Origin of the sequence: Marinobacter sp., assembly GCF_041595835.1 — a bacterium.
In the GTDB taxonomy this organism is placed as follows: Bacteria; Pseudomonadota; Gammaproteobacteria; order Pseudomonadales; family Oleiphilaceae; genus Marinobacter.
Genome location: NZ_JBFHJO010000020.1, coordinates 1 through 14955, shown reverse-complemented (window position 1 = coordinate 14955; position 14955 = coordinate 1). Strand labels below are relative to the sequence as shown.

The 14955-nt window shown below is 51.5% G+C and carries 10 protein-coding genes and 1 tRNA gene; 5 read left to right on the top strand and 6 right to left on the bottom strand.

Annotated features, from left to right (window positions below):
- Window positions 1-55 precede the first annotated feature (55 nt).
- The gene (locus ABYA77_RS08630; RefSeq protein WP_372965550.1) at window positions 56-2041 is read right to left on the bottom strand and encodes an SDR family oxidoreductase; all 1986 of its coding nucleotides are present in this window, start codon (window positions 2039-2041) and stop codon (window positions 56-58) included.
- Between the two features lie 391 nt (window positions 2042-2432).
- On the opposite strand from ABYA77_RS08630, the gene ABYA77_RS08625 reads away from it, so the two are divergent.
- From ABYA77_RS08625 to ABYA77_RS08615, 3 genes are all read left to right on the top strand, one after another.
- Complete coding sequence (locus tag ABYA77_RS08625; RefSeq protein ID WP_372965549.1) at window positions 2433-2732, top strand: hypothetical protein; 300 nt, start codon at window positions 2433-2435, stop codon at window positions 2730-2732.
- 38 nt (window positions 2733-2770) lie between these two features.
- Complete coding sequence (locus ABYA77_RS08620; protein WP_372965548.1) at window positions 2771-5608, top strand: insulinase family protein; 2838 nt, start codon at window positions 2771-2773, stop codon at window positions 5606-5608.
- Between the two features lie 42 nt (window positions 5609-5650).
- A tRNA-Arg gene (locus ABYA77_RS08615) sits at window positions 5651-5727 on the top strand.
- 48 nt (window positions 5728-5775) lie between these two features.
- Here ABYA77_RS08615 and ABYA77_RS08610 read toward each other — a convergent pair.
- Complete coding sequence (locus ABYA77_RS08610) at window positions 5776-6078, bottom strand: monooxygenase (RefSeq protein ID WP_372965547.1); 303 nt, start codon at window positions 6076-6078, stop codon at window positions 5776-5778.
- Window positions 6079-6244: 166 nt separating this feature from the next.
- On the opposite strand from ABYA77_RS08610, the gene ABYA77_RS08605 reads away from it, so the two are divergent.
- On the top strand, window positions 6245-6919 hold the full coding sequence (locus ABYA77_RS08605; RefSeq protein WP_372965546.1) for a spermidine synthase: 675 nt from the start codon (window positions 6245-6247) through the stop codon (window positions 6917-6919).
- A gap of 11 nt (window positions 6920-6930) precedes the next feature.
- Here the strand turns inward: ABYA77_RS08605 and ABYA77_RS08600 are convergent, their stop codons facing one another.
- Window positions 6931-7953 carry a hypothetical protein gene (locus ABYA77_RS08600; RefSeq protein ID WP_372965545.1) on the bottom strand — a complete coding sequence of 341 codons (1023 nt, stop codon included), beginning with the start codon at window positions 7951-7953 and terminating at the stop codon, window positions 6931-6933.
- Window positions 7954-8035: 82 nt separating this feature from the next.
- Between ABYA77_RS08600 and ABYA77_RS08595 the strand changes: the two genes are divergently transcribed.
- Window positions 8036-9880 carry a diguanylate cyclase domain-containing protein gene (locus ABYA77_RS08595; protein WP_372965544.1) on the top strand — a complete coding sequence of 615 codons (1845 nt, stop codon included), beginning with the start codon at window positions 8036-8038 and terminating at the stop codon, window positions 9878-9880.
- Window positions 9881-9955: 75 nt separating this feature from the next.
- Here the strand turns inward: ABYA77_RS08595 and ABYA77_RS08590 are convergent, their stop codons facing one another.
- Genes ABYA77_RS08590 through ABYA77_RS08580 form a run of 3 tightly spaced genes read right to left on the bottom strand, consistent with a single transcriptional unit; the run spans window position 9956 to window position 14904 of the window.
- Window positions 9956-10561, bottom strand: coding sequence for a condensin complex protein MksE (locus ABYA77_RS08590; RefSeq protein WP_372965543.1), 606 nt, complete (start codon window positions 10559-10561; stop codon window positions 9956-9958).
- Window positions 10554-11972: a hypothetical protein gene (locus ABYA77_RS08585; protein WP_372965542.1), complete on the bottom strand. Its 1419-nt coding sequence runs from the start codon at window positions 11970-11972 to the stop codon at window positions 10554-10556. The genes ABYA77_RS08590 and ABYA77_RS08585 overlap by 8 nt, the downstream gene beginning before the upstream one ends.
- Window positions 11965-14904, bottom strand: a complete 2940-nt coding sequence (locus tag ABYA77_RS08580; protein ID WP_372965541.1) for a hypothetical protein — start codon at window positions 14902-14904, stop codon at window positions 11965-11967. The genes ABYA77_RS08585 and ABYA77_RS08580 overlap by 8 nt, the downstream gene beginning before the upstream one ends.
- Window positions 14905-14955 lie beyond the last annotated feature (51 nt).

Sequence of the window (14955 nt, the reverse complement as noted above, 5' to 3'; positions counted from 1 at the left end):
CAGGCAATAAAAAACCCGCACTTGGCGGGTTTTTTATTATTCACAGCCATTCAGTTCACCAATGTATACCACGCATGATCGCAGCAAATGCTACTTGCTCGGTTGATACTTTGGGCTTTTCCAAAGACTTGCTCCCGGCAGCCGAAGGTGAATCCGGAAACATCCGGTAACCGGTGTTCATGATGATTTCACCCAACTTCGGTGTCAGAGAGTTCAAAACCGAAGCAAACACACCTAAACGAGTGGCAATACGCTTCGGACGGTAAACAATCGCATCAGCGACCATTTGTGCAGCTTCTTCCGGCGTCAGAGTCGGCACAGAATCGTAGATTTTAGTAGGCGCAATCATCGGCGTTTTCACCAATGGCATGTTGATAGTGGTAAACGACACATTGCGATCTGACCACTCAGCGGCGGCACAACGACTGAAGGCATCCAGCGCTGATTTGGAGGCTACATACGCTGAAAAGCGAGGTGCGTTGGTCAGTACACCAATAGAAGAAATATTGATGACATGGCCGCGTCGGCGCTCCAGCATGGCTGGCGCAAAGCCCATAATCAGCCGCACAGAGCCAAAGTAATTCAACTGCATCGTGCGCTCGAAATCATGGAAGCGATCAAACGACAGCGCCAATGAACGACGAATTGAACGACCCGCGTTGTTCACTAACACATCCACATGACCATGGTTATCCAGAACCGTTTTCACAAAACGATCGCAGTCTTCCATGTCGGAGAAGTCACACTGATAGGCGTGAACATTGCCACCCTTAGCTTCAAGCTGCGCAGTCACTTCATCCAGAGTTTCTTTGGTGCGAGCGCCAATAACCAGAATAGCACCGGCTTCTGCCAGTTTTTCTGCAGTCGCCAGACCAATACCAGAGGTTGCTCCAGTCACCACACACACTTTGCCTTCAACCGTGCCTTTCAGGGTCCGATCCTTGAACAGGTCCGGATCCAGATTACGCTCCCAGTAGTCCCAGATGACTGCGGCATAGCTCGGCAGGCGAGGTACTTCAATACCAGAGCCCTTCAATACACGGTCCACTTCCCGGGTATCGAAACGGGTCGGGTAGTTGATAAAGGACATCACTGATGACGGAATGCCCATGTCATCCAGAACGGCACCAGTAATACGCTTAACCGGGGGCAAGTTTTTAACACTCTGACGAATGAAGGGAGGGATAAAGCCAAACATCCGGGAGTCAATCCGCATAGCCATACGCGGTGCGTGGCCTGCTTCAGAAAAAATATTAAGAATCTCACCAACTTTATAAGGGTCGGGATCTACCAGGTGGAAGCATTTGCCGTCTTCGCCATCGAGGTGAGCAATGTGATCCATGGCATTAACTACGAAGTCTACCGGCACGATATTGAGCCGACCACCTTCAATGCCTATGGTCGGCACCCACTGCGGCAAAGCATGGCGAATTTTCTGAATCAATTTGAAAAAGTAATAAGGCCCGTCAATTTTGTCCATTTCACCCGTTTGGGAATGGCCAATCACCATGCCTGGACGGTATATACGGAACGGAACCTTACACTCTTCACGCACCACTTTTTCAGACTCGTGCTTGGTGCGAAGGTATGGATGGTCGAGCTTTTCCGCTTCCTCAAACATATCTTCCCGGAAGATACCCTTAAACATGCCCGCAGCGGCAATAGAGGAAACATGGTGAAAATGTTTCGCACCCATCGCCTCAGCAGCCTGAACCGCTGCCCGGGTACCATCAATATTGGTTGTGGCCTGAGATTCTTCATCAGCCGCCATGTCATATACAGCCGCAAGATGGAATACGTGGTCAACATTTCCCTTCAAGGCTTTCATGGTTTTGGCATCAATTCCCAGATTTTTGCTGGTCAGATCGCCAATTACCGCTTTAACGCGACTTTCATCTGCGCCCCAGCGCTGGCGTAAGTCTTCCAGCTTGCCCAAGGACTGCTCACGGACCAGAACATGCACTGTACCGCCGCGGGCCAGCAGTTTTTCTACCAGAAAACGACCAATAAAACCGGTGCCACCTGTCAGGAAATAGTTCATAGGTAATCCATCCTACCTGTTACTTATTTATTTTCATTTTTCGGAACCACACACAACTAAGACTAAAGTCTTAGTCATTCTGTGGAACGTCCGCATTCTACTTAATTGCAGCCTGCATGTATCGAACTTTATTAGAGTTTTTACTCTTTAAGCCTTTGTTTCTGTTAGAGCTATTACTCTAGAATTTTGGCAGCTTCAGGTAAAATTATACCCACTTTGCCAACACAATAAGTCTGAGACTAACACAAGAGGCCGGAACTGCCTCCCCCCAAACGCCGAATTACCAACGAGCAATGCAAGCAGCGCCTGGCAATGCCATAATCGGGAACTTCTGGCGCCCTTCGGCGTCTCTAATATTCAATTACCAATACCAAGGTTTGCCAAGCCAGCCATGCAGAAAAACAACCCGAACACTGAACGTTACATTGCCATTGCCCGTGCCTGCCTGAAAGCAATTAATGATACCGCGGCAAATAGTGGTTCAAGGGAAGAGAAAATCCAGGCGGTCTATCAGGCCATCGACGAGGCCTTTCAGAAAGAGTTTGCGGATTACCGCCAGTCCATCGCCATCATGGCAACAGTGCTGGAGCGCATTGCCTCTGGCGAACTGGACGCAGATCAAGCCGCCAGCCTGGCCAGAAAAACAGTGGAACAACAACCTGACAACACAAAAACAGGTCAGATGCACTGATCCATTTTTACATGTGAATTCCGAATAGATGAGGCCCTATGATCGCTGAACGTCACTCGTTCCACCGTTTGTTCTGTTTGCCCCTGTTCCTGCTATTGATTGGCAGCATGCTGCTGAGCACTGCCGCCCTGTCGGGTACAGCTCCCAACAAAAGCCCGAACGATCCAAACAGTTATCGATACCTGGAACTGGATAACGGGCTTCGCATCATCCTGGCCTCGGACCCGGAAGCAGACAAAGCAGCTGCGTCAATGAACGTAGCCGTCGGAAGCGGCAATGACCCGGCCGACCGCGAGGGCTTGGCGCACTTCCTGGAGCACATGCTGTTTCTGGGCACAGAAAAATATCCGGATGCCGGCGAATACCAGCAATTCATTCGCAGCCATGGCGGCAGCCATAATGCATTCACCGCCTTTGAAAACACCAATTACTTCTTCGATGTAGAAAGCGAATTCCTGGAGCCGGCGCTGGACCGGTTCGCCCAACAATTTTCCCACCCACTCTTTACCCCGGAGCTGGTGGACCGGGAACGAAATGCCGTTCATTCCGAATTCAGTGCAAAACTTAAAGAAGATGGCCGCCGCCTGCTCTCCGTCAGAAAAGCAGGAGGCAACGCGAGCCACGCCTTCAGCCAGTTTGCTGTAGGCAACCTGAGCACCCTCGAAAATACGGATGAAAACCCTCTTCGTCCCGATCTGATTGAATTCTGGGAACAGAACTATTCTGCCAATATCATGGCGCTGGCGGTTTACGGCCCACAGTCTCTTGACGATCTCGAGCAGATGGTTAAAGAACGATTCAGCGCCATTCCCAACCGGAACCTGAAAGCTGTTGAGCACACAGAACCACTGTATAGCCCAGACCAGCTACCTGAGCGAATTTCTGCCCAAACCCTAAAAGACAGCCGAAGCCTGACGCTCTCGTTCCCCATTCCCTCACAACGAGAAAACTATGCGACCAAACCGGCCTCTTACGTAGCTAACCTGCTAGGCCACGAAGGCCCGGGCAGCTTGTTTGATGTTCTCAAACGAGCCGGGTTGGTGGAGTCCCTCTCCGCAGGCTCTGGCATGGATACCGGAGCGCATGCAACGCTGGATATCAGCATGTCCCTCACCCGTGCAGGGCTGAAACAGCAAGATGAAATCATCGCTCTGGTTTTCAGTTATATCAATGAAATTAAAACTAAAGGCATCAGCACGGAACGTTTTGAAGAAATGAAACAACTGGCCATCATCGACTTCCGTTTTCGGGAACGGGGTGAGCCCATGCGCGAAGCGATGCGGTTATCCAGCCTCCTTCGGGATTACCCGCCCGAAGATCTCCTGAGCGCGCCCTGGTTGATGGAACGCTACGCGCCAGAGCAGTATCAGGCAATTTTGGATCATCTTACCCCCGACAATTTGATGGTATGGGTCTCCGGGCCAGATCAGAACCTGCAAGAGCCACAATTGACCAAGTGGTATGAAACCCCTTGGCAGCGTGAACCACTCAAGCTGCCAACGACGGTCAACCAACAACTGGCCAAACAGTTGTCTCTGCCGCAACCCAATCCCTTTGTGCCTGAAAATCTGGACCTGGTTAACGGCGATAGTATGGCCCAACCCATTTTACTGGCTAACCCTGACGGCCTGGATGTCTGGTTTGCCCGTGATACCCGATTCAACACCCCCAAAGCAAATGTCTACATCGGACTGCGTACCCCGGTAGCGCGTGCTTCTGCACGTAATGCAGTGCTCACGCAACTACTGGTAGACGCCGTCAACACCAATCTCAACGCCTGGGCCTATTCCGCCAGGCTAGCTGGGCTGAATTACAGCGTGTACCCGCACTTGCGGGGCGTAACCATTCGAGTCGGTGGCTACAACGACAAACTCTACAAATTGGTTAACCGCATATTGCTGGAATTCTCTGCCCCCACCATCACAGAACAGCGTTTCCAGATAGCTCGCCAGCGGCTAATCGATGGACTGGAAAACAAGGCCAAAGACCGTCCGGTGCAACAGACCTCGGAATTCATCCAGACAGCACTGCTCGATGGCACCTACCCGACGGCAGAAAAACTAACAGCCGCCAGAGAAATCACTCTGGGCGAACTGACAAACTTTAGCAAAGAACTGATAACGGCAACCGACCCTATCATGCTCGCCCACGGCAACCTGACCGAAGCCTCAGCATTAAATCTGTCCAGGCAGGTACAGGCCATGGTGCTGAACGATCACGAACGCACTACGGTAAATCGCTCACAGGTTCGTCAGCTACCAGCAGGACAGACCCGGGCCACCCTGAATGTAGAACACCCTGACACCGGGTATACCCTATACCTGCAAGGTAAAGACTCGTCCTATCAAGAACGGGCCCGTTTTCAGCTTCTGACCCAAATCGTCAGCAGCCCCTTCTACGAGGAGCTTCGCACCACACGGCAACTCGGCTACATAGTGTATGCCACGAGTTTTGAGATGCTGGAAACCCCTGCTCTGGGTCTTGTCATCCAGTCACCAGAAGCCAGCGGCACAGCGATAGACGAAGCAGTCACTGAGTTTGCCAACGCGTTTGCAGCGAAACTCGCCCATTTCTCGCCAAGCCAACTCGACCGGGAAAAACAGGCTGTTATCAGCCAGCTGACGGAACGGGACAGGCAACTCGGTGAAGTCTCGAACCGGTACTGGCGGGAAATTGATCGGGAGAACTACAAATTCGACAGTCGGGAGCGAATGGCTGCGGCAATCAGAAAAGTAACCCTGGACGAACTGGAGCAGACCTTCCGGGAAACTTTGATCGAACGGCAACGTGCTTTACTGGTATTAACCGGTGAAAAAGTCGCCAATCAAGACGCTATTCTTAACGAGCTCCGCAAACGTAAGCCTGTGGCCCCTTGAGCCACAGGCCTATGACCGCTATCATAGCGCCTCTTCTGAAATGCCCCCATAGCTCAGCTGGATAGAGCGTCCCCCTCCTAAGGGGAAGGTCGCACGTTCGAATCGTGCTGGGGGCGCCACATCCAACCAAATTCAGTTAAGTAACCACACGTCTACCCAGGCGGCTATCAAACCGGCCCATTATCAATCGCCGACAATGCTTCGTTGACCTGAAAGACCTTGGCATTTACAACCGGTACGCCAAAACCCTTCAGTCTTTCAGTGTGCATACCCAGGTATTTTCTTGCGCTAACCTCATCCTCAAACAAATAGATACCGCCAGCCTCTTTGGTTTCTTGATTCATCGTCCAGATTTTCCAGATAAAACCCGGCTCCCTGGCAATCGACTCCGCCAGCTCTTTCATGGCCACAGTCATTTCCTGCCCGAATGGGCCATCAAACGGAAAGTCGACCTGTAACAGTGTTTTCATGAAAAATCACTCCTTCTGAATGGACAATTTAGACTGACTGACGTGCAGTTTATCAGTTATCAGATTATCTCCTTTTGACTGAGACAGGCCTATAACTACAGATAGTCATTGAAAGCGTTCCTCGGAAGGTTAAGATGCGAACTGACTTCACCACCCGGAACTCTACATGTCCCGCTTCAACGAAATAGGCACCGCTACCATTCCCGGCAATGGCACTCGTTTGCGCTTACTTCAACGTAATGATGAGTTTTCCATCAAGATTGCCGGCGCACCCGGGGAGTTAATGAACACCCGGGTACACGGTTCTGAAGATGCTCTGGCCACACTGGCCTGTGAACGCCTTGCTCACATCCCGAAAGCCCGCGTACTGATTGGTGGGCTTGGCATGGGTTTTACCTTAGCGGCTGCCCTGTCTTCTCTTGGCGATGCGGCTGAGATAACTGTGGCAGAGCTGGTACCGGAAGTTGAAGCGTGGAATCGCGGGCCGCTGGGTGCAGCTTCAGGCTATCCACTGAACGACCCTCGGGCCAGAGTTCACATTGGTGACGTAGCAGAGCTGCTTCGAGAAGGCGACGGAAACTGGGATGCCATTCTGCTGGATGTGGATAATGGCCCGGAGGGCCTGACCCGCAAAGAAAACAACTGGATCTACTCACCGGAAGGCATTGCCGCCGCCCAGAAATCCTTGAGCGCGGAGGGCATTCTGGCGTACTGGTCCGCCGGCCCCGAACATGCCTTCACTGAAAGGCTTCGCCGTGCCGGGTTTTCAGTTGAATCCGTGGTCGTGCGTGCTCTTCGCCCCGGCAAAGGTGCACGACACACTATCTGGCTGGCCTGGTAACCGGGTGCACTTTAATGGCGGGCAGGAATAAGCCAGAGGATGGTGCGTAGCAACCAGCGCAGTATGACCAAAAGTGGTAAAAGTATGAAGAACCAACCGGGTATCTGCACCATCCACGCGGGTACACCCAATACGTTTGCTGCCCCGGCGAATAAGTCATTTAACACCACCGGGTGCTTCACCGCCACATAAGCCAGCGCCGCAAAAGCTGGCCATCGGGCATTGCTGACCATGGTTGAAGCCAGTTGGCCGGCCCGGGCCAAACGAGAGGTATAGCTGGCAGACCGAGCGGCTATCGTAGATGTTCGTGCAGTGGTTGCCGCCGCCCGCCCTGCTTTAAGAAATTTCACGGCACTGCCGATGATGGCCATGTCTACCGCAGCCCAGCCCAGATCCCTTGCGCGGATATCCTGGTCGGTTCGGTATCGGGATTCCAGTGTCCGAATGCCGCTGGTAAAAAACTGAACAACACCTTCGGTGATTCGCTCTGTCCAGATCCATTCAATGGTTCCATCTGGCGCTACCAGGAACTGTCCCGTGAAGTCGCTACCTTCCTGATTCGCAAAATTAATAGCATACCAAGCCCTTTGTTCAGGACTCAGAGAGTCCCCGCTGCCAGTTATCTTGTTCATCACTTCGATGGTATTTACTGGATTTTGATAAAAGTGAACCAAAGGAGGAATCAGCTGCTCCCCGTTTGCTTTTAAGGCTTGCCTGAATTCCGGCTCCTCACCAAACAGTTTAAAAAACAACCGACTGTATTCCGGATAGACATGCAGCGCAGCCTGAGCCTTCAGCCATAAGAGTTCATCGTTTCGGTAATCCAGTAGCAAGGCCTGAATCGACAACGGCTGGTCCAGCAAAACCGACTGACGTCCAAATTGCTCCTGCGCCTGCAAGGTGATCAACCGCTCCTCAACAACCCATGACTCAGACTCAATCACGATCAAGACGCTGATACCAAAAGCAATCAACACCATCCAAAGTCTGCTTCCGGGGCGCTTAGCTCGCAGAGAAAACTGCGTTGTTTTCATAGGAAAACCCACGATTACCCCTCCAATGATCAGGAAAATCAGTTAAGATTCCCCTGAAGCTCACCCAAACAAAACGGTAGCAATGGAAATCCTCGAACAGAAGCGTCGCATCATCACTATTGCCATAATAGCGGTTGCTCTGACTGGAATCCTAATTGCCGCAATTGTTTCAGCACCGCTGATCAACAGAATTCTCTCGAATGCATCTCAGGCCGCAAGTAATGTGGCTGATGTGAAAACCGAAAACGTGCGGGCCATTCTTTCCCTATACCAATACCTCGCCCTTCAAACATCAAGTCGCTCCGAAATCGCCCGGGTACTTGCAAGACACTCCGCTGGCCAATTGTCGACTGCTGACACCAAAGCTTTTTCAGAACCTCGGCTACAAGATGCCGCCAAGAACATTGACAACCTTGCAGCCCTGATCCGGTTCGATGCCGAAGGAGAAGAGCTGGTACGCATTGGCCCTATCGCAGATATTCTTCCCTCTGACATCGCAATTCCGGAAGGTATTGACATTGACACCGTCCAACTGACGTCTGGTGCAGGCAGCTTGTCCCTCGTCAGCACATCAAGTCCGGTAACTTATAACGGTGAAGTGGTTGGAACGGATGTACTTTTGTTTACCCTTACATCTCTTAACCATGTGTTTCAAACGGAAGATGGCACCAAAATCTGTCTTCTCAATTCCGACAGAACGAAGCACATCACCTTAAATCCGGAGACAGGGAGCCTGGAAACAGCCCCCTCAGACACCTGTTTAGCTGACGCTGAAAACATCAAAGCTGGAGAATACCCTGAGTTTTTCCATTCAAATACAGAAGATGGTACTCAGGTATTGGCCTTTCTGAGGCCCGTTGATGGCTGTAACTGGGAACTTTACATGCATTCGAATGTTTCTCAGGTATTCGGCGATGTAATCCGGACGGTCATTCTGAGTGCGCTGGCGATCCTTTTGCTATCGGGCCTGGCGGCATTAGTGGTCTGGCGCTCACTCAAACCTATCCTGCATGCGCTGGTGTCTCAGGCTTCTCAGATTGCTCGGTCCTCCGAGGAGTTAAAACTCGCCTATCAAGTGGTTGAGCATACCAATGAAGCCATCGTGATCTCCGATCCATCCTTTAATATCATCAAAGCAAATCCGGCCTTCGCCGATGCCGTCGGGCTCTCGGCAAGATCCCTCAGAGGCAAGACTTTATTTGAGTTTCTGGATACAGCTCAGGGGGAATTACCACTACCCAAAAACATTGACCGCCAACTGATTGCAGAAAATGCATGGCAGGGGGACGTTTGGCTAAAAGTTCGTAAAGGTGCCCCCATTCCGAACCTGCTGACCATTTCTCCGGTGCGGAACAACCATGGCCAGATACACCAGCTTATTCAAACCTTCAGTAATATTTCCGAGCGAGTGAAGGCGGAAAAGCAGATGATTCGTTTAGCGCATTTTGACAGACTGACAGGTCTACCGAACCGCGCTGCGCTGGACAACCATCTTGATCAAGCCATACATGAAGCGCGCAGGGGTAATGGCCAGTTTGCTGTGATGTTTATCGACCTGGATAAGTTCAAGCCAGTAAACGACACCTTCGGCCATCAAGCCGGTGACGAATTACTCCTGGCGGTGGCTCAACGGCTGAAACACAGTATCCGAAACACCGATGTCGTCGGGCGTCGCGGTGGCGATGAGTTTGTGATCATCACCGCGCCGATTAACAGCGAGGACAAAGCCCGACATATCGCGAAAAAGGTTTTACAAGTGTTGAACGAGCCGTTTCATGTTCAGAATCACAACATTCAGATTTCTGCATCCATCGGCGTTGCCCTATTCCCTGATGACGGCATAACAGCTGAAGATCTTCTGAAAAAGGCGGATACCGCAATGTATGAGGTAAAGAATAGCGGCCGTAACGACATCGCGTTTACCTGAACACCGTTCTTCCTGAGGGCGTGATAAGTAGCGATTTCCGGTGTTATTTCCTGTCCTGCCCAACTCCCCTTTCGGTTAAACTTGCTCGTACTCCCTGACCAACTCCTCCAGAAAGTGCATCCCGGCCGAACTCAGAAAGTACCGACTGGCCCCACTACGGAACAACAGGTTACGTTTATCCAGATAGTCCAAAGCTTCGGGCAGGCCTTTATCGAAGCGTGCTGCACGGAGAATTTCCAGATATTCCTCATCCGTACTCAATGCTGCCAGGTCCTGCTCTCCAAGCCCGGCATCTGGCCGCGCCAGATAATCCAGATCACGGCCGCTGCGGGCGAAATAACGACCAATCAAAAGCAAAACAACCTGCACCCGGAAAGCATTTTCATCATGCTCTTCGTTGTCATCGTCATTACTTTCTTTGAGAAAAAAGAAGCTACCCTGGTCATTAAACACCAGCTCACAGCCCAGGTGTTGATAAAAGGTTCTGAAGTGGGATAAGTGGTTATACAGTAGGTTGTACAAAGGGTTTGACACAAACTCGGATCGATTATTATCCCATAGCTCCCGAACAACCACACGGCCAGCCTGAAATTCCCGGTATAAGGCGGCGCTGTGGGCCGGCAGAATTTCATCAAAGCTGCTCTTTGCTTGATGACTTTTCGGGCTGTTCAGGTCAGTCATGGTTACTCTCTGCTTGTAATTCTAGTCGGCGTTTACGGTATACAAACTGTTCAGCGTTAGTCTCCGGCACCGAATCCAGGGTGCCAAAGCGGTTGGTCGTCTCCACCCTGAAACCTTCCGGCGGGGTATTCACCAGTCGATTAAGCGCTGCCAGCAAATCAGGGAATCGATAACCCGGAATAAACCCATCCAGTCGGCCATGAAGCTCTCGCACCAGATCCGTGGTTGGCCGAAGTTCCAGAGTTTCCAGCCATTGGTAGAGCTGATTGATACGCTGAACATCAACCCGGGTCTCACGACCGCTACCCGCCACTTCTTGCAACTCAGGTACTTCAGCTTTCCGGCGCAAGTCGACCAGACGAAGGTCCAGCTCACTGAACAACAATTGGTAATAACTGGATGAATGGCCGAAGGCGTAGTGCCTGGGCCTTTGTTGAGCCCTTAGCCCCACAAGAAATCCGGTGCTGCGAGCAAAGCCCCCCCCTTCCAGCCATTTTCGACGCAGACTGAGAGTTTCGGTTTCGCCTTTGAGCTCCCGCAGCTTGTCATAGAAATGTTCCATTGCGTTGTACTGCACCATTCCCCGGCGCGTTTTACGCAGGAAATGCTCAACCTCCTGAGCGACGGCTTGAATCGGTTTATACAGCGCGTTGAGGCTTAGAGAGGAGCGAAACAACTGATCCGCCAGATTATGATCTCCCTGGGTTTCCAGCAGCCGAACCATAGCGTCCAGTGTTTCAAAAAGGTTACTGCCATCAGGCAAACGCGTGTCCGGGTTCAAGAACACCAGAGTGGGTTTGATATGGCGCTCGTACAGGGTAACGATTTGTTCCAGCAGCTTATGCCGGAACTCCACAAACCTTTCCGGGGCGCGGCTGGCATCGCCGGACAGCTCTGCAAACTGGGCACTGATGGTTTGCATACGCAGTACATTTTGTCGTAACAGCCCGATGAGCTGACTGACCCGCTCATTCAGGTCATCCCTGAGCTCAGTGAAATCCGGGTCGGCTTCACTGAAACTGCTGGCCTCTAACCGATTCCGGACATCTCGCAAGGTCACCAGATGACCGCGCAAGCGAGCGTCGGTCAACTCTTGGTAAAGTGAGGCATTACAGGCACGCATCAGGTTAATCAACGCATCCTGGAAAATCAGACGGCGCTCACCTTCTGCCTTGACGATGTCAATCACCAAGCCCGAACGAAACAGATTCTCAGTGTTCATCGCCATCCGCATTCTGTCTCGGTCTGCATTGGACAGAGCGCGGGTGTAGTCCATCACCTCGGCCACTAAATCACTTTCGAGTACGTAACGGGCTTCATTCCGATCCATGCGTTCAATCAGCCGGAACAGAACTTTCGGATGGTCAAACAACAGCCGAGTGGTATCCAAAGTGCTGAAGCGCTTACTCATTCACCGACTCCAACAGACTATTCTGAGACTGATCGGCCCAATGGCTTACAGGCTCACCGCCGGTAAAACCTTCGGCACCGCCCCAGAACACCAGAGTTCGTTGCCGGCTATAAGGCCGAGATGTGCGCATCTGCCCGACTTCCAAATGTCGACCAATCAAGTAAATCATTTCGGCACTGGCGCTGTGAGTCGCCGCAGAGAACAGGTTGAAGCCTTGCCGGCTCAACCGATCCAGCAAACCAGGCATCTGACTGATATCCACACTGGCCAGCTCATCCAGCACCATCGGGAATGACAATGTTACGCCCGGGTACAACACCCGCTTGAGCAACCGGTAAACCAGTTCAAGATTAACCAGCGCCGTAGTTGAGGTAGATTGTCCCTTCTTATCCAGGTTCGTCGCGTTTTCTTTTCGGGTTCGGTACGAGATGCCAGTGATGACCTTATCCATGGTCAGGCGCTTGCTTCCGTGTTCACCAAAGAAATCTGCAACAAACACCCGCAGTCGGTCATAGAAGGCTTCAGACTGAAGCTGATTGCCGTAAGGGTCAATATTATTGGCTTCTTCCACCAGATTTCGGAATTTCGGGTCGGTGTGAATATCCACCCGGATCTCCACCAGATCATTGATCTGTACACCTTCCAGTTCCCGGTTTAGCTGAGCTTCAAACCGATTGATGAATTCGTGATTGGAGGTCAACGCCTGAACGTAACTGGCCACAGTTTCATTATGGACAGACACTTGTTCATCCAGCACCAGCCAACGTTCTTCAAGAGCGGCGAACAGGTCAGACAAACCCTTGAAGGTATCTCGAATAACCGCTGATGTGGGACTGTCTTTTTGCAGTTCACCGTCAACATCTTCATATACCCCCAGATAAACAAACTGGCGCAGGTGGTCGAGAATATTTCTGCGTAAATTTTCCACCTCATCAAGCCGGGCCTGCAGGTCGTCAAACGCCGCTACAGAGATTTTCTCAATATCCAAAGGTTGCTCAGCTTTTACAGCTTTCAGGTGCTGAAACCTATGTTCTGCCGTGCCAACACTCTTACTAAGCCGAGCTAGCTCCCGCTCCCGTTCTTCAATACGATCTTTCTCAGCGCGAGCTTTCGAAGCCTTTTGCTGAACAGCTTCCATCTTTTCCTTTTCCAGCCGGGCTTGTTCGTTCAGCCTGGCCAGAGCCTCTTCGGCCGCTTTACGCTCTTCAGTTGCATCAAGCAGTATCGTTGCCGCTGCGGGGTATCGAGCCAAGGTTTCCAGATCTTTGTCGACGGCCCGGATTTCCTTTTCAGTTCGTTCAATCAGGCGGGGGCGATCTTGCTCTTTATTCGCTGTACCGGCCAACTCAGAACGTTCTTTTTCCAGCCCGTGCATATCACCTTCAATCCGCCGGCGCTGCTCAGCATAGTCTTCTTGCCGGGCAGCCTGAGCCGGATATTCAATATCAAACCAGTCAAACCCTTTACCATTAGGCACCAACAATTTGGCGAAGGCTTCAAGGGTGGCTTTACGGGTAGCGTCAAGCTTCTGGCCCGGGCTGGCCATCATCAGTCTGGGGTCAACGGAGCGCAGCGGTGCCGCAACGGATTCATCCACCTGGTTCTGCAATTGCCACTGTTGTTTGCTCTCCCGCTCAGCCAGTGCTGCCAATTTGCTTTCCAGGTTACGTTTTTGAGCTTCAATCTGCGTAAGGCGCACTTCGGCCTGGGCCGCACTCTTCAGGGCATTAAGATGACTCTGCTTATGTTCACGATCTTCCTGAAGAATCTCCCCGATTTCCTGCAGCGTCATGGTGCCGTATCGGGCAGTCAGCAATTCACCGTTCTTCTTGTCTTGCTCGGCTCGCTTTAGGTTACGCTCGGCGGCTCGTACTTCTCCCTGCAAACTGTTGGCTTCCTGCTCCAGTTTTTTCAGGTTTTGCGCAACATGCTTCAGTATTTCATTCTGTTCGTTATAGGCCTCAACCGCCATTCGTCGCTGAGTGCCAACGTGCTCGAGTGCCGTAAAAAGACCGTCTCTGAATGCGGCAAAATCATGCTGACTCCGAAGCAGACCCTGATACTTCTGATAATCGCCATTCAGCTTTTCAAAACGAGGCCGCTCCTTTTCAATCCGGTTAAGCTGGTTTTGCTGCTGTTTGAGGTATTCATGGTGATTCAAAAAGTCATCAATATTGAAATCAAAGGCATCGTCTGAAAACTTCTTATCGGCCTCGATAATGCTCGCAATGGCATTGGCCATGGCCCGGTCGTCGGCCTTCATTTCAAACAACAGCAAGATCAGGGTGCGAAGGGATTGCACCTTACGCTCGTCAGACTCTCCCAGAGGCAAAACAGAATAACGCACGGCGTCCGCATTCATCAGCTCGCTGTTGTATAACAACGACTTCAGACGGGCCGGGTCGTTTATAAACCGGGTATCTTTCGACAATTTTTTCAAAGATTCAGAAAGCCGGCTGAAGGATAGCTCCGGAACGGCCTGGCCAATACCATCCGGGTCATCACTATTCCAGAATAACGGGCGAAGTTGCTCGTATGGCACTGGAACAAACGCACGACCGTAACTCAATTGGCTGCTGTTATCCCGGTATAAAATCTGACAATAGGTGCCGGCGGGGTTTTCGGCCTCCATAATCAGGAAACTGTATTTACCAGGAAAGTAGTGCTGATAACTTTCTTCGTTGCTGTAGAAGCTACCAGCACTCGCATTACGGAATGCAAACTTCTTTCGGCTGTTTTTGAAATTACTCTCTGGCAACAGGAACAGGCGCAGGGAGTTCAGCAAACTGGATTTACCCAAGTTTCCAGGCCCTAGAATCAGCCCATGATGAGTGACCGGAATTTCCACGTAACAGAAGCCAGCAGAATCCACCAATACCAAACGGCGAATACCAAAAGTGAACGCGCTTGGGCTCGCCTGTAGGTCAGTCATCCAGAATCATCTCCTGTTCCATAAATTTACCCGTGCTACGAAATGCCCGGG